The organism is Vibrio sp. D431a, assembly GCF_030248655.1.
Lineage (GTDB): Bacteria > Pseudomonadota > Gammaproteobacteria > Enterobacterales > Vibrionaceae > Vibrio > Vibrio alginolyticus.
Genome location: NZ_JAHGAP010000001.1, coordinates 351449 through 370880 on the forward strand (window position 1 = coordinate 351449; position 19432 = coordinate 370880).

27 protein-coding genes are annotated in these 19432 nt (G+C 39.7%); 14 read left to right on the top strand and 13 right to left on the bottom strand.

The genetic code is table 11. The features are described 5' to 3' along the window. Positions 1–48 precede the first annotated feature (48 nt). The gene (locus tag KJB35_RS01905) at positions 49–870 is read left to right on the top strand and encodes a metallophosphoesterase (protein WP_285469176.1); all 822 of its coding nucleotides are present in this window, start codon (positions 49–51) and stop codon (positions 868–870) included. A 55-nt stretch (positions 871–925) separates the two neighbouring features. Here KJB35_RS01905 and KJB35_RS01910 read toward each other — a convergent pair whose 3' ends face one another. The 5 genes from KJB35_RS01910 to KJB35_RS01930 all read right to left on the bottom strand — a co-directional run bounded on the left by KJB35_RS01910 (position 926) and on the right by KJB35_RS01930 (position 4083). Beyond that, positions 926–1702 (bottom strand): hypothetical protein, encoded by a 777-nt coding sequence (locus KJB35_RS01910; RefSeq protein WP_285469178.1) that lies wholly within the window; start codon positions 1700–1702, stop codon positions 926–928. Between the two features lie 90 nt (positions 1703–1792). Beyond that, positions 1793–2521: a hypothetical protein gene (locus tag KJB35_RS01915; RefSeq protein WP_285469179.1), complete on the bottom strand. Its 729-nt coding sequence runs from the start codon at positions 2519–2521 to the stop codon at positions 1793–1795. 230 nt (positions 2522–2751) lie between these two features. After that, on the bottom strand, positions 2752–3111 hold the full coding sequence (locus KJB35_RS01920) for a ProQ/FinO family protein (protein WP_285469180.1): 360 nt from the start codon (positions 3109–3111) through the stop codon (positions 2752–2754). Positions 3112–3114: 3 nt separating this feature from the next. Continuing rightward, positions 3115–3390, bottom strand: a complete 276-nt coding sequence (locus KJB35_RS01925) for a hypothetical protein (protein WP_285469181.1) — start codon at positions 3388–3390, stop codon at positions 3115–3117. A gap of 48 nt (positions 3391–3438) precedes the next feature. Continuing rightward, positions 3439–4083: a TIGR04219 family outer membrane beta-barrel protein gene (locus KJB35_RS01930; RefSeq protein ID WP_285469182.1), complete on the bottom strand. Its 645-nt coding sequence runs from the start codon at positions 4081–4083 to the stop codon at positions 3439–3441. 167 nt (positions 4084–4250) lie between these two features. Between KJB35_RS01930 and ssb the strand changes: the two genes are divergently transcribed. Then, on the top strand, positions 4251–4787 hold the full coding sequence (gene ssb / locus KJB35_RS01935; RefSeq protein WP_285469183.1) for a single-stranded DNA-binding protein: 537 nt from the start codon (positions 4251–4253) through the stop codon (positions 4785–4787). A 60-nt stretch (positions 4788–4847) separates the two neighbouring features. Here the strand turns inward: ssb and KJB35_RS01940 are convergent, their stop codons facing one another. Then, positions 4848–5285, bottom strand: coding sequence for a hypothetical protein (locus KJB35_RS01940; RefSeq protein WP_285469184.1), 438 nt, complete (start codon positions 5283–5285; stop codon positions 4848–4850). Between the two features lie 133 nt (positions 5286–5418). Here KJB35_RS01940 and KJB35_RS01945 point away from each other — a divergent pair, with 133 nt between their 5' ends. Genes KJB35_RS01945 through KJB35_RS01955 form a run of 3 tightly spaced genes read left to right on the top strand, consistent with a single transcriptional unit; the run spans position 5419 to position 7065 of the window. Next, positions 5419–5883, top strand: a complete 465-nt coding sequence (locus KJB35_RS01945) for a hypothetical protein (protein WP_285469185.1) — start codon at positions 5419–5421, stop codon at positions 5881–5883. Between the two features lie 13 nt (positions 5884–5896). Beyond that, the gene (locus KJB35_RS01950) at positions 5897–6478 is read left to right on the top strand and encodes a hypothetical protein (protein WP_285469186.1); all 582 of its coding nucleotides are present in this window, start codon (positions 5897–5899) and stop codon (positions 6476–6478) included. 11 nt (positions 6479–6489) lie between these two features. Then, a complete protein-coding gene (locus KJB35_RS01955; RefSeq protein ID WP_285469187.1) occupies positions 6490–7065 on the top strand; it encodes a hypothetical protein in 576 nt (191 codons plus the stop codon). A gap of 72 nt (positions 7066–7137) precedes the next feature. On the opposite strand, the gene KJB35_RS01960 is transcribed toward KJB35_RS01955, so the two are convergent. Next, the gene (locus tag KJB35_RS01960) at positions 7138–9009 is read right to left on the bottom strand and encodes a methyl-accepting chemotaxis protein (protein ID WP_285469188.1); all 1872 of its coding nucleotides are present in this window, start codon (positions 9007–9009) and stop codon (positions 7138–7140) included. A 312-nt stretch (positions 9010–9321) separates the two neighbouring features. On the opposite strand from KJB35_RS01960, the gene KJB35_RS01965 reads away from it, so the two are divergent. Both KJB35_RS01965 and KJB35_RS01970 read left to right on the top strand, forming a co-directional pair. Further along, positions 9322–9744: an Hsp20 family protein gene (locus tag KJB35_RS01965; RefSeq protein ID WP_285469189.1), complete on the top strand. Its 423-nt coding sequence runs from the start codon at positions 9322–9324 to the stop codon at positions 9742–9744. A gap of 101 nt (positions 9745–9845) precedes the next feature. Continuing rightward, positions 9846–10472, top strand: coding sequence for a hypothetical protein (locus KJB35_RS01970; protein ID WP_285469190.1), 627 nt, complete (start codon positions 9846–9848; stop codon positions 10470–10472). Between the two features lie 41 nt (positions 10473–10513). Here KJB35_RS01970 and nhaA read toward each other — a convergent pair whose 3' ends face one another. Beyond that, positions 10514–11632: a Na+/H+ antiporter NhaA gene (gene nhaA / locus KJB35_RS01975; protein WP_285469192.1), complete on the bottom strand. Its 1119-nt coding sequence runs from the start codon at positions 11630–11632 to the stop codon at positions 10514–10516. 170 nt (positions 11633–11802) lie between these two features. On the opposite strand from nhaA, the gene KJB35_RS01980 reads away from it, so the two are divergent. From KJB35_RS01980 to KJB35_RS01990, 3 genes are all read left to right on the top strand, one after another. Further along, complete coding sequence (locus KJB35_RS01980) at positions 11803–12279, top strand: hypothetical protein (RefSeq protein WP_285469193.1); 477 nt, start codon at positions 11803–11805, stop codon at positions 12277–12279. Positions 12280–12537: 258 nt separating this feature from the next. After that, on the top strand, positions 12538–12771 hold the full coding sequence (locus tag KJB35_RS01985; protein ID WP_285469194.1) for a YheU family protein: 234 nt from the start codon (positions 12538–12540) through the stop codon (positions 12769–12771). Beyond that, entirely contained in the window at positions 12768–13001 is a 234-nt protein-coding gene (locus KJB35_RS01990; RefSeq protein WP_285469195.1) for a hypothetical protein, read from the top strand. The genes KJB35_RS01985 and KJB35_RS01990 overlap by 4 nt, the downstream gene beginning before the upstream one ends. 21 nt (positions 13002–13022) lie before the next feature. Here the strand turns inward: KJB35_RS01990 and KJB35_RS01995 are convergent, their stop codons facing one another. Together KJB35_RS01995 and KJB35_RS02000 are read right to left on the bottom strand one after the other, a co-directional pair. After that, positions 13023–13715, bottom strand: coding sequence for a hypothetical protein (locus tag KJB35_RS01995; RefSeq protein WP_285469196.1), 693 nt, complete (start codon positions 13713–13715; stop codon positions 13023–13025). After that, positions 13712–14272, bottom strand: coding sequence for a hypothetical protein (locus KJB35_RS02000; RefSeq protein WP_285469197.1), 561 nt, complete (start codon positions 14270–14272; stop codon positions 13712–13714). Before KJB35_RS02000 ends, KJB35_RS01995 begins: the two co-directional genes overlap by 4 nt. A gap of 388 nt (positions 14273–14660) precedes the next feature. Between KJB35_RS02000 and KJB35_RS02005 the strand changes: the two genes are divergently transcribed. Together KJB35_RS02005 and KJB35_RS02010 are read left to right on the top strand one after the other, a co-directional pair. Beyond that, complete coding sequence (locus tag KJB35_RS02005) at positions 14661–15014, top strand: aminoacyl-tRNA hydrolase (RefSeq protein ID WP_285469246.1); 354 nt, start codon at positions 14661–14663, stop codon at positions 15012–15014. A 10-nt stretch (positions 15015–15024) separates the two neighbouring features. Then, entirely contained in the window at positions 15025–15378 is a 354-nt protein-coding gene (locus tag KJB35_RS02010) for a hypothetical protein (protein WP_285469198.1), read from the top strand. A 1-nt stretch (position 15379) separates the two neighbouring features. On the opposite strand, the gene KJB35_RS02015 is transcribed toward KJB35_RS02010, so the two are convergent. Both KJB35_RS02015 and KJB35_RS02020 read right to left on the bottom strand, forming a co-directional pair. Then, complete coding sequence (locus KJB35_RS02015; protein WP_285469199.1) at positions 15380–15838, bottom strand: hypothetical protein; 459 nt, start codon at positions 15836–15838, stop codon at positions 15380–15382. 64 nt (positions 15839–15902) lie between these two features. Next, positions 15903–16343: a hypothetical protein gene (locus KJB35_RS02020; protein ID WP_285469200.1), complete on the bottom strand. Its 441-nt coding sequence runs from the start codon at positions 16341–16343 to the stop codon at positions 15903–15905. Positions 16344–16456: 113 nt separating this feature from the next. Here KJB35_RS02020 and KJB35_RS02025 point away from each other — a divergent pair, with 113 nt between their 5' ends. Then, positions 16457–16939: a hypothetical protein gene (locus tag KJB35_RS02025; RefSeq protein WP_285469201.1), complete on the top strand. Its 483-nt coding sequence runs from the start codon at positions 16457–16459 to the stop codon at positions 16937–16939. Positions 16940–16962: 23 nt separating this feature from the next. On the opposite strand, the gene KJB35_RS02030 is transcribed toward KJB35_RS02025, so the two are convergent. Beyond that, positions 16963–18567 (bottom strand): UvrD-helicase domain-containing protein, encoded by a 1605-nt coding sequence (locus KJB35_RS02030; protein ID WP_285469202.1) that lies wholly within the window; start codon positions 18565–18567, stop codon positions 16963–16965. 110 nt (positions 18568–18677) lie between these two features. Between KJB35_RS02030 and KJB35_RS02035 the strand changes: the two genes are divergently transcribed. After that, positions 18678–19268: a hypothetical protein gene (locus KJB35_RS02035; protein ID WP_285469203.1), complete on the top strand. Its 591-nt coding sequence runs from the start codon at positions 18678–18680 to the stop codon at positions 19266–19268. The last annotated feature ends 164 nt before the right edge of the window (positions 19269–19432 follow it).

The window sequence follows — 19432 nt, forward strand, 5'->3', positions numbered from 1 at the left end:
TAAAGTACCACAGTCAATATTTTTTGAAAACAATAATTATAGGTTCGTATGTACAAGATTAATGGGATAGAAAAGCTATATATACAGCTTAAAGAGGGTGAGAGCCTATACTTCGTAACCGACCCTCATGGTGAATTTAAGAAACTTCATGAGGCTCTTGTTCTTTTGGGATTCAAGTTCAAACCAGACCTAAATGGGGAAGTAGACCGATTGTTCATTATTGGTGACATGATTGACCGTGGTAACGAAAGTGTCGATCTTCTAGGTTTTGCGAGATATAACCCACACGTTATGGCCTGCCGTGGAAATCACGAGGTCATTGCCTATCATGGAATCTCAAGCGGTAGTGCTGCTAATCTAGCTTTGTGGTTGCAGAATGGTGGTGACTGGTACTACGACCACGATGAGTACTTCTTAAAGGATTTGTTAAAATGGTCTTACGAACTTCCTGATGGCTATGAACTCAACATAAATGATAACCACAAGATTGGACTGATTCACGCGAGCATCCCTCAAGATCCAGATGATGAGCTAGATTGGGAAACTGCATCTGGTATCTTTAATGACTCAATCGGCAAACAGAACCACCAACTTATGAGTTACGGCCTTGAAAACAGAAAGCTATACGATACAAAAGATCAAAGAGTAGTTTGTGGAGTTGATGCTCTACTACATGGTCACAATCTGGTTAGAGATGCCCCTGAAGTTTTGGGTAACAGGATATATCTTGATGGTGGAGCGAACGTTGATTCAGAAAGCTATGGAATAACTATCCTTGAGTACAATCCAGAAAAGGCGGATGTAATGGGCATCTTTAAGAAGTATAGGTTTGTAAGAGACGCGTACACGCGACTTCTTGAAATCGTTTAGACGCAAAAAGAAGCCTGCAAATGAGCAGGCTTCTTTTTATAGTTGATTTTTTCATTCATCTGAAAGAAAGCGACTCGTCAACTGTTACCCCATAGTCATGACCATTTCGCTCAATATCTCTAATGATCACCTTGGCTTTTTTTACAATTTCATACAATGACATGCTGCCGCTTCGTAAGTGTTTCATGTTTGCCTGAATCTCAAAGTGTGTTCGAGCATTTCTAGCGCGTTCGCGTGTCGTTGGTTTTAGATTGTTAACCATTTCGCAGAAAAATGGGATTGACGATTTGTAATCAGCCCAGTCAACTAGTTGATACTTATAGAATGACATAAAGGGACTGCTAGGACGCGTAATTAAACCTGTCCAGACCTCTTTTCGATATGACCACTCTTCTTCTGATATGCCTTGTTCTGGATTGTCAGATGCATTCTGGTAGTTGAAACTCTGAAAGCCTTCGTCAATGAGGAGTTCTTCAAGTCTTTCTGTTAGGTTAGGCGAGTCTATTAGTAAAACTACAGACCTTTCATTTTTAACTTGAGCCACGTAAACGGAAGCAGTGAAATCCCATTGGTTTATTGAAGAGTTGTTACTTACGGTGTTGATGTGTTCACTTTGGAGAAGATCAAAATAGTACTTCATTGCTCCTTTAGCGAATGAGTGTGTTCCCTCACCAGTATCGTGCTTTTGGAAGTAATCCTTTGAAATTGACCTTGCAACTTGTGTTTCAGCCACAGTAAGAATCTGAGGTCTTATTTTGGAATAAAGGATTTCAAGAACTGATGACAAATCCGAGTTCTTGAGAATTAGTGCGTTTTGAATTTTGATTGACATTGCTTTGCTCGAAATTAAAGGTTTGTGAACGGTTTTACTGCTACCGCTTCTGTAAGTTATGCGTTGAGGTGTTAAAGCTTAAACCAACACTTATAATTCGTCGGTATGAGAGTTTTGATCTGGAGTTTGTGTTATACCTACAGGTTCTAGCTTTAACAATGCATCAACCAAAGCATTAATCTGAAGATAAGGTTTCCTGTCTAGAGAGTAAGTGATAAAACCCAGTAGAGATTTACTTAACTCCAAAGTTACGTCCTTTTTGTTTCCAATAGTTAAAATCCGAGCCTTTGATTTACATGATGAGGCTAAATCAGTCTTCATCGATAAAACGGCTGCTCTTAACTCAGAAGGGCACATTGTTTTGGACGTAAGGGTTTCTTTGGTGCTATCCACACTTTTCTTTTTGAGCCGTTGCGCTTTGTCGTAGTCAACAAAAAAGCTCTTTAACTCTTCGTTGTTTGCAAGAAGTGATTGCGTAATTTCAGTCACTGTAATCAGAGCCTTACCCTGACATTTCATTGCTTCTAATTTTTCACGCTCGTTAAGTTCGGAACGCGGTGGTCTATTTGATACTTTAACACTTGAGTTGAACTCAAGTTGTAAGTCACATTGTCCTTTTCTGCCTTGATTTCTAAATTTAGGCTGTCTTGAGATTTTCGCGATCACTGCGTCTTTGAATGGTATCTCGTCGATAACAGCGGAGATCTCAACAAAGCCTGACGGGTTGCCAGTAATTTCAATGTTGAAAGAGTCAAAATTAAGTGTAGTTGTACTTCCTAAAATGATCTGGGCTGGTGGTACGAGTTCAGAGTTACGCATAATGATCGATCTTTCCTTTGGGCGATTAAACAATAACCGCCGCAGTTAGCTGCGACGGTTTTGAGTTGCTTCTTTGGGTGTGCGCTTTTTGTCTAAAAAGAAATTGCGGCGAGCGTTATTGTTTCTAACTTTTCCAGTTCTACGTTTCATAGTTCTCCTTCTTTGTGGTCATAATGCCACAATTTCAGCAGAAGTTATTAAAAACAATGAAAAATGTCAAGAAATAACAGCTACTTTGAAGAAGAGTTTTTGTCTTCTTTCTTTTTCGAGCTTAAGGAAGATTTGATTTCGCGGAATTGTTGAGCAGCATACTCTTTGTCTGCCTGAGATAGTTCAATTACGGGATTACCCTTGAGATCATACCGATGCGTATTGGTCTTAAAAGAGTGTAAGTACTTTAAACTATTGCAGTAGTAGTGAATTGCACGACGAATTGCAGATTTTGATTCGGCTTGTTCCGCTAAAATCTGATTTTTCACACCAATTGCCAGAGGAAGAGGTTCCTTTGTTGCAAATAATTTGGGGTACGATTCGATGAGGATGTTCATGCCACGAACGACTTTAGATGGTGTGGATTTATTAGTTTTCATAGACTACTTATTCTGTGTCAGTAAGATTGATTTCAACAAGGCTTTGAGTTCAAGAAGGTGTTCTTTACTAAATTTAGGTGCTGGGGCTTTACCGATTGCGAACATTAAACATAGATTTGCGGACTCTGGGTGGTACTTCGAAATCATGTCATGGTTGATGGCGCAGAGGGTTATTACTGGGTGCAATTTTGCCATCTCGACAAGCTTATTAACTTGTGAGCTTGTTTTGTTGCCCTTTGGTGTGAATATTTCAACCAAGTCTTGGCGCAATACTGGCACTGGGTTACTCCGTAAGTGAGCCTCCCTAATGAGAGGCTCTAAGAATTACTATTTAAGCTCAATCGCAACTGCCGCGAAGAAGCCATCGTTCGAGAGCACTTCTGTTTTACGAGATAGATCATCGAAGTTGTGCTCTGTAACGCGGTAACCAACTGAAAGGCTAGGTTTTACCATTGGGGTATCGAGTGTATATTTTGCGCCCAGCTTTACGTCAATACTAGTGTAGTCGCGACCGTAATTACCCAAAGCACTACCGAAAGCACTTAGTCCTGTGAAAGGTAGATGTACTTCGCCCTTTGTGTAGTAGTTGATGGTGTCATTGTTTAGAGCATCTTGCTTGCCCTTCCAATTGTTTCGACCAAGGTTTGAATAGCCAAGACCAGCGTCTAGTTCAACAAGATCAGTGTCAAGCACGTTGTAGTAAGCGGTAAGGCTGCTTTGGCTGAATTTGAAAGAGTCCTTAGCTTCGAATGAGTTGTTTTCAAATCGCAGGTTGGGGATTAAAGGTAGTGGATGCTCGAAGTATACGCTGACCCCTTTAGATGGTTCGCCATCAATATTGTGATTATTTAACTCGTGGGATGCGTCAAAGTATGTAAGCTCAGCTCCAGCAGCAAAACCAAGTGTGCTTGCTGATACAGATAAAGGCGAAGCAACTAGAATTGCTGCAACAGCCAAATTTTGAATTTTCATTAAAAATACCAATATGGGTTTGTTTCAATAATGAGCGCGTTGGCGTCATTTTGTTATCATTCTTCTGTGTGGTATTATAACTAAAGATAAGCGTAAAAGTCTATATTCGCTTCTTTTAGAATAAAAAAACAAAACAGACTATTAATTTAGTCACAATGGAGACAATAATGGCTTCTAAAGGCATTAACAAAGTAATCATTTTGGGTAATTTGGGAAATGACCCAGAAGTGAAAAATTTGCCGAATGGCGGTTGTGTAGCAAACTTTACAGTTGCAACAAGCGAAAGCTGGCGCGACAGAACGTCTGGCGATATGAAAGAGCAAACAGAGTGGCACCGAGTTACAGTGTATGGAAAGCTTGCTGAAGTGGCTGGTTCAATTCTACAAAAAGGTACACAAGTATACTTGGAGGGTAAAAATGTTACTCGCTCATGGGATGATCCGAATGGTGGTGGTAAGCGATACATGACTGAGGTCACCTTGCAAGGCTATACCGCAGTGCTTCAGGCTATTAACAACTACAAATCGAGGGAGCAGGGACAAGGTCAGATGCCGCAGCAACAGATGGGACAACAGCAGGCTCCTCAGCAACAGTATCAAGCACCACAACAACAGTATCAGCAGCAGGCACCTCAACAGCAACAGCAGGCTCCTCAGCAACAGCAGCAACCACCAATCGACTGGGATGATGACATTCCATTTTGACATAAGTTGTTGATATTAAAAGGTTTTTTCTTAAGCTCATCCTTTTGTGGATGGGCTTTTTTAATGCGTTTCCTTAATCATTGTCCAGATAATTTGCTCGTAGTGTTTAAAGGCTGGATCTTGGTAAAAGAACTCGATTTTATTTTTTAGACTACTCTCTGATTCGAGGTTAAGTCTTTTTAGTGCCCCAAAAGCTTCTAGGAGGAAAGCACGGTCATAGTGACAAGCAACTTTATCAAGTCGTACTACTAATTTCTGATCATTGGAAAGTTGTTTGATTGCAGGTTCAAGAAGTCTCTGCCTAAATTCTTCACCGCTAACTGTTCCATCCAATAAACGAAGAGCACCGTGAGGGAATCTTGAGAAATCCCTTCCGACACAAATTAACAAGGGGAGTGCCTTCTGTATCCTTTTGGGTGACTGGTCATAAAGCATACTGAGGTAGCTCGAAGTGTAACCTATTAATTTTTTGAACATTTTTTTAGTAGGAAAATCCATTTATATCCTGTTTATAATACATCATATTCTTTTGAGAATGTTGTTTATGATGATTTTTTTTAAATAAAATAACCCAAATAAATTACGCGTTTGTGGTATTATAGCCATTGTTTGTTGAGTGGATTGCGTATCAATGGAAACTATAAAAAACGATCTTAATTTAAGTTCTTTTGAGCACCTTCCAAAGCATTACCAAAAAGCACTTATTAAATTTTTCCATTTCGAAGTGTTAGTATGGGATGTGTGTGGTGACGGGGCGTTTATGCCATTCCCCTCAACAGAGCATGAATGGAGTAGGTTGATTTCGTTAGTTTCAAAGACGTTAGAAGAGACCCAATTTCATTTTGGAGATGTTTGTTTGGATAAAATAAAGAGCATCTGCACCGCCCACGCTGAATGTGTAAGGAAGCATAAATCTTTTGATGATTACCACAAAGATTTCAGGTCAACATCACCTATTCGGCATTCGGAAAAGGATAGGTGGCCTGTAATTATCAACTCTATTTGCTTAAGAACTTTGTTCTATGATGGGTGGAACAGGTTTCATTCTTACATCGCCGCTGGTCACAAAACAATCCCCATTGTAACAATAGATTAAGGTAAAAATTAGTATGCCAAGCATTACTCTAATTCCAGATGAAACGCTACCAGAACCAAATTTTCGTATTTCGAGCTTTGGAAGAGGTTTTGGAAACTTGAACAACATGCCTATTCTTGTTGGCAGAGAGTCACTATGTGAATCTAATGACAAGTCGTACATGATTGAGTCGCTAAAAATTTTAATCGAAGAGCTTAACAAGGGTTCTGAGGGGGTATTTAGTGACGAGTGCATGATTGCCTTTGATTTTAGTTGGTCTAAGTGTAAAGACTCTCTGGAATCTCTTCTTGGTACATTTTCTAGTTGGCAGCACTCTGGTGTAGTGAGACATGATGTCTACTTGTTAAGTCAAGAGCTCCGAGACGAAGTGGCACAAGCTAATAAACGCTTTTCAAATGAGGAGTTTCATGAACTTGCCTTGGTGTACGCAAAGCGTGTTGTTAATGCTACATCCAAATATGTCATCACAAGCCTGCCTGAATCGCTAAATACATATCCCAAGTTCTTTGGTGGGACTACAAGATCAACATTTGTAAGCGACGCACACAGTCTGCTACTCCATTTATTGGCAGGATACGACGTAGAGTGGAACTAGGTACAGATTCAATGTTACGAAACAAACTCTTGTATGGCGCTGGCTATTGTGATGTTGAAAAAAACTCTGATGGAATCCTTGATGGATACACTGTTATTTACGATTCAACAAACAAATTGACGGCGAAAGTAGAGGCAAAGTACTACTACGTTTTGGGTTTTTGTGATTATCTACGAAGTGAAGGCTTTGTGGCTGGGTCAATGGCTTTTGATCGTTCGAATTCATGCCGAAAACAGAACAGAGCAAAGAAAATTCAAGACCCATGGTTCCAGAAACGATTTTACTCTATCGATAGGGGCTTCTTTTCTTTGTTTGAGTTATTAGGCGAGAAAGAGTACTCCTTTGGAACAAAACCTGAGCGATTAAGAAGCCTCTACAATAAATTAAAGCGTGTTGACGATTACGAACGACCTAGCATTAAAAAGTGGTGCAAATCTGGAATATGTGCTTGTTCAGGTGCAATGAATTGTTCGTTGAAAAAATACTCTTCTATTACAGAAAATGAGCATAAGGATCTCTTGTCGTTCTTTAGACATGAAGCTCAAGAGCACATGTTGTCGAGGTTTGCTAAAACCGAGATTGGTTGATGCCTAACGGGTACAAAAAAAAGGATGAGTAACTCATCCTTTTTTTGTTAATAATGACCTTATCTTGTAAGTCTATGTCCTGAATTCTTTGACTAAGTTATCAACTTCTAAAGCTCTTTGGTTAGTTGTTCTTGCAGAAAATTGAGAGCGGTCTGACTCGTCCTTTATTTCTGCGGTCATTTCTTGCAAAGTTGTTGTTGTTACATTGATCTCCTCAGCAGCCGCACCTTGTTGAGAGCAAGCAGAGGCTATCTGAATAGTCATGTTTGCAATCTCATCAACGCTACTGTTAATCACGCTCAACTTCTCTCGTGCAAGGTCAATTGAGGAAGAAGATCTATCGACCATACCTACACTTCCTTTCACTTGCTCAACTGACAATCGCGCTTCTTCCTGAAGTTTTCTAACCATACCTTCAATTTCTTCGGTACTCTCTCTAGTTCTGTTACTTAATAGTCGAACTTCATCAGCTACTACAGCAAAGCCTCTTCCGTGCTCTCCAGCTCGTGCTGCTTCAATTGCCGCGTTTAATGCTAGTAGGTTAGTTTGCTCAGCGATATCTTGAATTCTCTCTACAATCCCTGTGATGTCTTCAGAGTATCTTGATAGTGAGCCGATCTGATCGGCGGTGTGGGAAACGCTGTTTTGCAGTGACTCAAAATTAGATTTAAGGTCATCAAATAATTCAGCCCCTTCCTTAGTTTCATTGGCGCATACTTCTGAGGAACTTGCTGCAACTTCGACGTTTTCACTTATTTGAGCAGTTGATGTGGCAAGTTCTGCGATTGCTGTTACCACTTGCTCAACAGATAAGTTTTGCTCGTCCATGCGTGACGCACTGGATTCTGCAAGCGAGATGTTTTCATTTGCGGCTTCTCTTATCTCTTGTGTGCCGGATTTAATTTGGGCAATCATTTCATGCATTTTTGTCACAAATGCATTGTAGTTTCGTGCTAGATCGGTAATTTCGTCATTCCCTTCCTCATCTAGACGCTTGGTTAGGTCTGCCGTACCAGTAGCAATGTCTTCGAGGTTGTCATTCACTACATCAAGGCGCTTGAGTTTTAGTGAAACCATAAAATATATACCTATGGCACCCAGAACAGCGAATAGGCTTGTGAAAGCGATCAGCATAGGAATTAGCTCATTGAACTCGCTAAAGATGATGTCTTTATCTGTCTCAACTGCGACACGAGCCCCCATGCTTGTTGGTTTGGAAAATTCAAACATAGCTTTGCCATTTTTAGTCTCAAGCAGGGTTAGCGACGGGACATTATCAATAGTGATATCAGGGTCACCTAGAACATCTTTGATGTCGATAGTTCCGTATTTGTGGTTTTTTGTGGACGCAATAACTTTACCCTCAGAATCGATCATATAGACATCGGTTCCTTCGCTAAGCTTAAGTCTATCCAACACCTTAGATAAGTAGTCTGCACTTATGTCTAAGCCTACTACACCTAAAAACTCTCCTTTGTCGTTCGTAACTTTCTGAGAAATAGAGTAGAGCCCCATATTCACGTCGTCGTCGAAGTAAATCGGGGTCTCATGAGAGCCTTTAGATTTAGCTTTGTTAAACCATTCTTTGTCGCAAGAGGTGTAACCATCAAGGTCAGGGCTTGGGGAGATTGTTGTGCAATCAGGTTTGCCAAAATATACATACGGCACTCCAAGAAAATCTTGTGCAAAAGACATCTCATCATCATAAGTAGATTCATGTGCTTCTGGATCGTATCTGCGACCAAATTCAGACAGCCAACTCTTTTTGGTGTGTTCGAACTCACCTATCAAGTTAAATGTCATGTCAATTGTGTTGGCGTTGGAATCAACGACTTCGCTAAGAGCAAACTCATGCAAGGTCTTTGTCGATATTGCTGAGACTGCACCGCAAGCAAATATTAGAGCGGCTGATGCAGCGAGCGATATAGATTGTTTTATCTTCATATCAAAATAGTGGTTTTTGATTGAATATAGACATAATGATCGTCGTTGCGCCACCTATCATTTCAAGGGATTTATGACTATTTTGATTTTTAACCGTACGCCGAATGACGCATGAAAAAATGTGATCTATATCAATATTGGAGTAAACGGGCGTCGTTTTAAGACAAATGCTTCAGAATGCCCAAGTAAGAAAAAAATTTGAAAAAGTTGAATTGAAACCAAGAAAATCACTTTATATCCTTTACTTGCAATGCCGGATTGGATTGCATTAGACAAGCAAGTCGAGAGATTGCTAAATCAAATAGTTAATATATGAAGAACAATATTCCATTATCAGAGTTAACCAAGACTGTAATTGGTATTGAAAGATTTATTGAAAACATACAAAGTTCAATTGTGTCCGTTCAGAACGGAAGCTTCCCTCCGTATGACATAACACGCAAAGTGGATGACGAGAATTCATACACAGTAACTTTAGCATTATCTGGTTACCCGAAAGAAAGCATAAAAATCACTCAAGAGGGAAGGGAGCTTGAGGTGGCTGCTAGTGCCGTTAAAAACAACGAAGTTGTTTATCTCCATAAAGGGCTTACTCAAAAGGATTTTAAGAGAGTTTTTTTGTTGTGTGAGTACTCGATAGTTAAAGGTTCTCGTATGAAGGATGGCTTGCTCCATATAGACGTGGAGATTGAGGTGCCAGACTTGAAGAAGCCTCGAAAAATAGACATCAGTTAACCTTCAATCAATTAACTATGATTTAATGTTTTTAAAAACACTTGATATGTTTATGGTGTTCTAATAATATCAGTACTAAGATATTTTACAGGTTTGAAATTATGGAAATTTTACGCAAGTGTAACGAGTGGCTTGAGGTTAACCCAGACAAAAGTTTAGTTAAGCAGAAGCTTGCTGACTCTGAATTGAATTTGCTAAGGCGAACTTCGGTCGTTGATTTGCTAACACTGTGGATTGAACAATTAGATCAAGAAGTTGAAAGCCCTAACGTTAGCGTCTCGGAATTCTCGGAGGACTCTCACCAAAGCGTAACTCGTTGGTTATCTTGGTTAACTAAAGAAAACCCAGACAGAGATGTTGTAGCAAGTAGCCTTGCGTCTACAAACAAAGAAGCTGAAGAGTATCAATGTGTAGTTGATGCATTGATTGAATACTTGGGAGAAGACTATCTCAACGATTCAAATGAAAGTGTATCCACAAGCACTGTCAAACACTCAGCAAAGCCGCAAAGTTCTGATAGCTCTGCGTTGAAAATTCAGGAACAATACACATCGAATGAAGATGGGAGCTATTCATTAGGCAATGAAGTGGATAAAAACATTCCAGTTTTTAAAACTACTTGTGAGAAAAAGGCTGCATTTGATGAACTTAAGGCGCAACTAGGAACAAGTAAAATCATTACAAATAGAAAGATCTTCAACGACCCAGTTGAGGCGGAAGAAGTCTAAAAAAGAAAGCCCTGCATTAATTGCGGGGCTTATTTTTTTGTTTAAGGGCGGATTGAGGAGTCTTCCTTGGTTGCGACCATTAGGGTACTCATGCCTAGTACAGTGGCAATGGCCGCTGCTAACAAGATCCCAATCTTATAGCTCTCATTACTAAGGCCAGCCAAAGAACCAATATAAATCGACATCGTGAATCCAATAGAGCAAAGAATCGATATCCCAACGATCATTTGTGTATTCACACCCTCTGGGAGTTTCGCAAGTCCAGTTTTAGTGCACCAGATTGTTGCTGTAACAATGCCCAACGGTTTCCCGACCAGTAACCCTAGGGCGACCGCTAATGCGACACTGTCAAGTGACTCTAGTACGCCTCCAGAAAAACTTACACCTGCATTACATACAGCAAAGACTGGGACAACAATTAGAGCTACAAACCCGTGTAAACAATGTTCCATGTTATCGGTGAACCCGTCTTTACAGCGAGGAATGAAAATCGCAGTAATGACCCCTGCAAGTGTTGCGTGAATACCAGCGTTGTACATGCTGAACCATAAAATTAAACCAATACCAACATACGCAGAAATGAACTTGATATTGTTTCTGTGTAAGTGGTGCATGACTGCGATACAGAATAGAGACGAAATCAACATTGGGATTTGAATCTGGTCTGTATAGAAGATGGCGATAGTTACAATTGCCAATAGATCATCAATGACGGCAATAGCCATTAACAAAACTTTCAGGTTGCTAGGAACTCGTTTCCCTAGAAGGGCTAGCACTCCAAGTGCAAAGGCGATATCTGTAGCTGTAGGAATTGCCCAACCAGATATGTTTTCTGAATTAGAGCCCACGAAAGTAACATACAACACAGCTGGGATGATAAAACCACTTATTGCAGCAACAAGAGGAAGCATAACTTTCTCTTTTGACTTTAATGCTCCGTGTTTAGCTTCGTGCACAACTTCTAGACCAATTAGGAAGAAGAATGGAGTCATCAGCACATCGTTTACAAAGTGCTTAGTGTCGAATCCAGCAAATAATTGATAAGAATTGAATGCCAAATAGGTGTCCGGAGACACGTTTGCCCACATTAGTGTTAGTGCAGAGCAGATAATAAGTAGAATGCCACCAGCCACATCTAGATTTTGAATAATCTTATTCATAATTTCCTTTTTGTGTTGTTGATTGAGATCACATTGAGAAAGAGTGAGGCATTTTGTGGCATTATATCGGAAAGTCAATAAGCTATGCACTGATAGGTTGATTGTTCGTCATAAGTTGCTTATTTTCAGTGCAATAGTTTGCAAACTTCAGAAAAAAAAAGGAAATAGACTTGGAAGTTATAGATGTTTTTGTGGATCTGGATGATACTTTTCTAGGTTTCACTCAGCGTTGTAATGAGGTTAGAAGTAAAAACCCAGAGATTAAGTATCCTCAATCCCTGTATAGGTTTTATGCTGAGCTTGAACCACTTAAAGGAGCTGTGGAGGCTCTGTTAGCAATTGAGCGAGACCAAAGGTACAAAGTTTGGTTCTGCACTGCACCCTCAATCAAAAATAGACTCTGTTATACAGAGAAAGCAGATTCAATTCACAGGATATTGGGAGAGGAATGGCTAGAGAGGCTTTTTATAGCTCCAGATAAGTCAAAGATGACAGATGGGATACTGATCGATGATTCGAAGTCTGGAAGAGGTCAAGAGACTTACAGAGGAGAATTAATCCACTTTCTAACGGATGATTTCCCTAACTGGGCTTCTGTTCTTGACCATTTGGGTGTGGAGCGACCACCTGAATTAGCTGATTTTTAATGAGATGTACGGTTCATCTTGAAATACAGACTCTGTGTTTAAGCATGTCTGTGCTTCAGTAGTGGATGTCATTGTTTCAGGAATGTCATCCACACATGTTTCAGGGATTACGACCCCGCTAAGTTCGTTACTTTTCATTGATTCGTTTACGCTTCTTGGTTTTTTTATATTTAGTCATTCTGCAAACTATTTATGTTTGCGAAGTGTGGTTATAATGCTACATCAGAATTAAATCAAGTAGTTTAGGATAAAGTTGTTGTGTTTATTATCAATCCAAAAGATCTAACCGATGAAGCGTTAACAGGCTTGGCGCGAAATTATGTTCACTTGCAACAGGGATCTGATCAAGACGAGACTCCTTTTGATGAGCGTGTGAATTTTGCAATCAATGCTATAAAAACAGGTCTTTTGTCGATCACTTACAGTGAACTTCATGAAGAAGCGATGGTCATTGAAACTAAAGCTATCAAATCAGGGGGCAGACAATTGTGAGGAAAATTCGTGCGCTAAGATTTTTGGATACATTAAGTGCTCAAAGTGCGTCAGCAGAAACACCAATAGGGAAGTATGAGATTTATCGGGCATTGAATACTTGGTGTGCCGAATTCTCGCAAGGTAATGGTCAAGTCGTGCTTTCTCGTGCGTTTGATATAACAAAAGACGAAGCTATCGCAATTTGCCAGAATGACTTTAGCGAAAGAGTACTGTCGTGTTTTGAGTAGGTGCTAACAAGGCCACCTTTCTCAGGTGGCTTCTGTAAGCTCTATTACGGCATTGTTTTTTAATTCACGAGACAAATCGGCCAACGAGATCCCCTTTCCATTTAGATACCAACCAACCCGACTTTTTGTCCCGTCACAACCTATAATGGCTGTTCCATTAAACATAATCATGTTTTCATAAGAAAATGAATTGCTTGATAACGCCTCACCTTTCAGCATTTTGGTTAGTTTTTCCACTTCGTTGTTTGTTACGGGTCTATGGGTTTTTAGGAGTTCTGACTTCTTTCTTTCCTGTATCTTATGTCTTTGCTTTTGCGCATTTACCTTAAAGATCTTTCTTAGTTCAGCTGATTCCGTGGCGAATCTGGTAAGCTGTTTTGAGTAGTGACTTGTGATATGCCTTAAAAACAAAGTGCATAGTGACGTATTGGCGATGACTGATATCGCCTCACTAGGTTCATTGTTATCATCCCATGAAAGGTTCTCGCTTTTCATTGGGTAAGATTTAGATGAGACCTTGGAACACCATGCGCTGTTTTCGAATTTAAGATAGCCAGAAACAAGGTGTTTTTGTTCGTGGGAGAAACCATCGACTCTGATAATTCCGTGTACAGAAATTGATATTTGAGTGTTGCCTAATTCATGTTCGTAGTTAAAAAGGCGACCACCTTCAATTTCAAATCCCATATCATGAAAAATTGAACTTATGTTCATGATAGTTCCTTATCTAAAACTAGTATTTGTGGCTCTCCAAACTCTGAAGTGAATTCGTCTGAGACTCCCCAATATCCGCAAGCTGCACCAGAATGGATATTGCGTACGCAGTCAGAGAGGGCGTTGTGCTCGGGTATTCTAAGTTTTCTTTCGGCAAAAAAAGGAGTTAATGGTACTTGTAGTGAGTTCAAGAGCTCTCTGACATCTTGAATACAAAAGGAGGGTTCGCAACCACACTCATTCATTAGTTTTATGATCCAAAAGGTGTCGTAGTCTGGCGCATCAGAAGTAACAACAACACCTCTCAAAAGACGATTTAGTCGTTGTGCGGCATCAAATATCGAAAGACCTTCTTTGACACAACGTTCTCTAGTTAGTCCGTGGTATTTTTTTTCAGCGATTTTGTTCCAGTAAGTCCATGACGAAGCGGTCTCTGGGTTAATCAAGAACTCGTCATAATCACCGTTAGTGTCTATCCATCCAATTTGAATAGGGTAGCTTTCATCATCTAAACCACTAGCTTCGACATCTAAAAATGTGAGAGTTTGCATGAGCATGTAATTTGTTGTCTTTGTTGGTGTAATAATGCCACAAAAACGTCACGAGAACCACATTTTGCTTTTTGTTGAATGTTTTTTTTGAAAAAACACTTGATTCTTTTATGTCTGTTAGTATTCTATAGAAAACGCAGCGCCACTGGCGGCAATATTGGCAGGCAAACCCAGTTATTGGCGGGTTCGAATCCCGTACGCTGCACCAAACCAAGCTAAACCAAAAAAGATTCGACAATGAAACAATCACGATTGCAATTGCGTACGGAATAGACCGCACAGCTTAACAGCTGAAGTAAAGCCCTCATCAATTACCTATCAAGACGTACTTGAGCAACATGCTCTTGAGTGCTCACAATCCTCATCTTTAGAGGATGAACTATACATCTACGCGATCGTAGATAAATCTCTCCGAATGTCGGCAGGCAAGCTTTCTGCACAAACAGGTCATGCTTTTGAAGCAGCTATGACCCGTACAGCTGTGTCTGATCCACACAGACATAATCTATACCGCGACTCTAACGGCGGTTCCAAAGTGGCTTTGGAAGCCAAAAATTCAAACGCCTTGTTGCGTGCCTACAATCAAGCCTTGTCTGAGAACTTACCTTGTCATTTGGTCGTGGATCAGGGGCATGTAATCCCTGATTCGAGATTTGATGGCAGTCCGATCATAACCGCACTTTCAATTGGGCCAGTCAATAAGGCTGAGTCAAAACACATAACTAAGAAATTTAACTGTATTAAATAAGGATAACAATATGAAAACAATCAATGTAAAAACTGTAATGACTAAAGAAGAGTACCTTAACCTGATCACATCTTTTCGTGGTTTTGTGAAAGCCCCTGAAAACAAGCCCTATAAGTGTAAAACTTACGGTACTAAATATGAGGGGAATGTGCAGCTGATTCATTACGTGATGTATGCTGTACTACGCGGCAAGAGCCCAGAGAGTACAACTCATGACGTAAATTCAGAAAAGTTCATAGATGCTATGATGGATGTGAATAGAATTGTAGAGAGTGGAACTTCTTTCAAAATTGATGACTTTGAGGGGACTTTTGGTCTCTCTTTAGAACGCGTCTCTGAAGTTTTAAAGCCCCTACAAAAGTAACTTAGCTGAATCTAAAGTGCGGGCTTTCAGTGTATGACTTTTCTTGATTAAAGATCTCGTCATCTGAAGGTTCGCACATGCCAAACCAATCATCGCTTCCAGTAGAACCAGATTCTTGAGTTATGCTCGTATTTTTAAGCTCTTTTAGGAGTTCATTTGACACAACAACTGTTTTTGTTGATGAGTCTAGAAACTTCGAAATTTCAAGATTGGCATCGTATTCATCAACCTCATCTTGGTTAAATGGTGAGTAGCGAACCAACTTTTCGTCCAACGATTCGGTAAACGCTTTAAAAATGCATTCGTCTAGGCGTGTGTCAAACACGCTTATTTTATGCTCATGTACAGAGCCTAATGAACCTAGAAAATCTATTTCAAATCTTGTGAATTTTGGGTTGAGTTCTGGATTTTCAGTATAAATCTTTTCTTCAAAGAGAGTACGCAAAGCTGGGACTATCATAGTTCCCTCCTAACATTGGGTGTATTAATTGAATACTACCAATGATAAAACCGTAGTCAAGATGCTACATCAAGTTCAAGTGCCTTATCTTTAATGCCACGTGCTCAAGTGCGTTTTCAAGAGTTAGACCATTACCAGAGATATTGTTTTTCTCTCCTGAAATTGAAAGTAATATATGCGCGTAATATTTATCTCTAGACTCCCCTTGTTCATTTCCTTTGTGCCAGTACATAACATTTTGTTCCTTGCTAGACTCGGACTCTCTCTCTACTCTGTACCCTCCGAATTCAAGGAGTCGTTCGTGTGACTTGTCTATTGCAATGTCTACTGCTGTAGTTTGATTTTGAGAGGTAGCGTCTACAATGAACCCTTGGTCGTTGTATGCTATTGCTGTCCAGAGACCATCTTCTTTTTGATACGTTACAACCATTCTTGGCTTAATTGTCGAAAGTAAGTTTGGCGAGTAAGACTGTATTACAACGACATTGTGACCACGATAACTCATACTTTTCTTTAAGTTTAAAAATCCCACACTGAGGATTCAACATTTCATTCACAAACCCAGTTTTGTTTACCATAGAGTTTTGAATTAAACTTTCGCATATAAAACAAAACAAGATGATGTACAACTCAACTCAAACTTTAGATGGCTTAGTAGAATTTTTGCCATCGTCGGATATAAATAGTCATGGGAGGGTTTTGGCAAAGGCTGTTGAGTCAATGTCGGAACTGATACTAAAAGACTGTAAGTCCCCAAGAATCCCTCTCGAATATGCATTCAGAGATCTGACTGTAAACGTCGAGTCTTCGGGAGAAGGACATGAAATAACACTAATGAATGAAGAGTTTAGCACGAAGCAATTTATAGAATCATTGCTTACTGGGCTTGATAGGCTCGTAAACAGAGTCGTGAATCTATATAGCGTAAGGCAACTGAGGATTTCTGTACCAAAGAGAATGCCGAAAATTGAGAGGCAAATCCTCTTTGATTATATAGATGCAACCGAGTCTCTTATTCGAAACTTTGAACTGAAATATGTGAACACTGATAAGGTAGTTGTATCTGAAGGTGGTGGCGTGAAAATAATGGCTTACACTTAATTCGGTAAGCCGTTTGAAATCGTTCAAGCTGCCAAGCATTCAATTTGGGCAGCTTGACACTGTGTAATATCAAGACCATAAATCGCCCTTGTCACAGCTACATAGAGCAAATTTACTTCTTCGTGATGAGTTTTTTCACCAATTAATGAAAAATCATTGTTTAATGCTACGGTCTCGTATTCTTTGCCTTTTGCTTTGTGGGCAGTGGTAAAGACAATATCAGCATTAAATGCGCTTTCGGTTATCACTCTAGATTTTAGGAGCTCTAATGTTTTTGAACAGTCGAACTGATTACCGAGGTTTACTATTCCTTTTAATGATCTACCTTCTGGTGTTTTAGAGTGTTCTACAGCCTCGCTCCAACTTTCAAATACAGCTAGTTCTGGTACGAGGGTGCGTTTTCCTTCTTGGAGGTTAGAAATGCCGTTTACGAGCTTCAGGAGTGGTTTTACGCCACCTTCAACATATATGTGATGTTTCGGGTACGATCGATTATGTGCTATGAGAGATGTTATTAAAGCAGAATTCGTTCTGCTAATGATAGCTCTAGGAGTTTCTATGTGCTCAATCTTTGTGTCCACATTGGTATTGCCAGAAATTTTGATTGGTGTTTTGTATCCGATGCTTAAGATTGAGGATGCTAAATTAGCAAGCTGCGTCCCATACCTAAAGCTTTCAGGAATTGTGGCGCTGTGACTGCTACTAACCTGTGATAACGCATTGACAGCTCCACGCCAGCTATAAATTGATTGGAACTTGTCGCCGACCCATATCAACTGAGCCTTTTGTCGGTTTAAAACACCGATTATTGCTGAATTACTATCTTGAGCCTCATCAACCAAAATTGTGTCGTAGTCTAAAGTGGGTTTGGTTAGTGTCCACATCTTTAGATAGAAATCATGTGTAATTGGAAAATCACATTCAGGGTCGTTGACTTTCTTCCATACACTCTTTGCAATCTCGACAGCGGCATTGAAAGTTTCTACCTTGGATTTATCAGAAAGTGATGAAATTAAAGGTGACTTTCGGTGTTTCTTGCTTATTTTTATGCAATCGCTCTGGCAATAATTCTTCAGAATATCAATTACATAGGCTGCCAAACCTAAATTTGTTAGTTGACCAACTCCTTCCTTGATATCTTCAAGCTGAACAAGTTGGAATGGGTATAGTCCACCAGCTATTCTATCTTGTCTCAGCTGGTCATTTTTAATCAACTCACGATAAGCTAATGAGTGTGTAGTTAAGCAAGAAACGTGGCGTGGAAATTTGGATTGAGCCTCTTTTGCTATGGCTTTGTTGAACGACAGATACAGTACCCGTTTGCCATCTAAAGACTCTCTAGAGATAGCTTCAAGCAAGGTTGTTTTTCCAGAGCCGGAATAAGCCTCAACTATTAAGTCTTTGCCAGATTTAGAAAGGTTGATAGCTCTTTGCTGGTCAATTGTTGGGGTGATTGCCTGCTTAAAAGGTTCTTCTTTGTTAGTGGATTGCATTGAATCCTCTAGAGTTAGGCTGCTTTTGTTAGGTGTATTAATTAAACTCTCTAATTCGAGTGTCATGTTGCGAATTACTCGCTTTATTTCATTTATGGCCTTTGTTTCGATTTCTTGCAATCTTTGCTCAATCATTGTTTTTCCCAGAATGTGATTTACCTATAGAGCTACAAATACTTCGTTAAGAATGCAATTTTGTTTGTAAAAGTGCTGGCTAATGCTTAACCTCTTTCAAAAAAAAGAAGATGAATATTTCTAAATTAGCACTACCACTAGCGTTAGCTATAGCAACTCCAACAATGGCATCGGTCGAGGAACAGTCTTTGATAACACTGCAAGATGACGTTCAATTTATTATCGAAAAAGACGGTGGTTACGTAGAAACTGTCACTCTTTCTATGCCTCTGAACATCCCAGTAAGTTTTTCTAGTTCGGAACAATCAACCAAATTAAAATCGGTGGAAATTGTACATCCTAAGTCGGTCAATCCATTGCTCGATGAACCAGTGTATTTACCAAAATATGAAAGAACCATAGATAACAGTATTGATTTAGAGGCTACCCTCTTCGATAACAACATGATTCTAGTTGACATAAGACTAGTTGATACCATGGGAGTTCATAAGGGAGAGGGGGGTGTAGAATTGCCATTTTTGGAGACGATATCTATGAACTTTTCATTCAAGGCAGATAAGAAAGAGGGTCTGATCGGAACATACAAATTAAACAAACTTTCTGATGACAAGTTTGGTAAATATATTAGTGACGATAATGAAAGAAAGCAGACTACATCAGAGTTCAAAGTGTCATATAAGATTCTTCGCGGTGAATCTTAAAAGTCTCTCTATGTAAATGTAATTGATTGTTTTATCTACGCTTTGGCGGAGCGCTTATTCAATTTTACAACTAAAAGTTGTGCAATAAAACTTTGCGCGGAATTTAGGTGCCACAATAATGATCGTGGGCAAATTTGTGTCATTTTGAACTGAAATGAAAACTC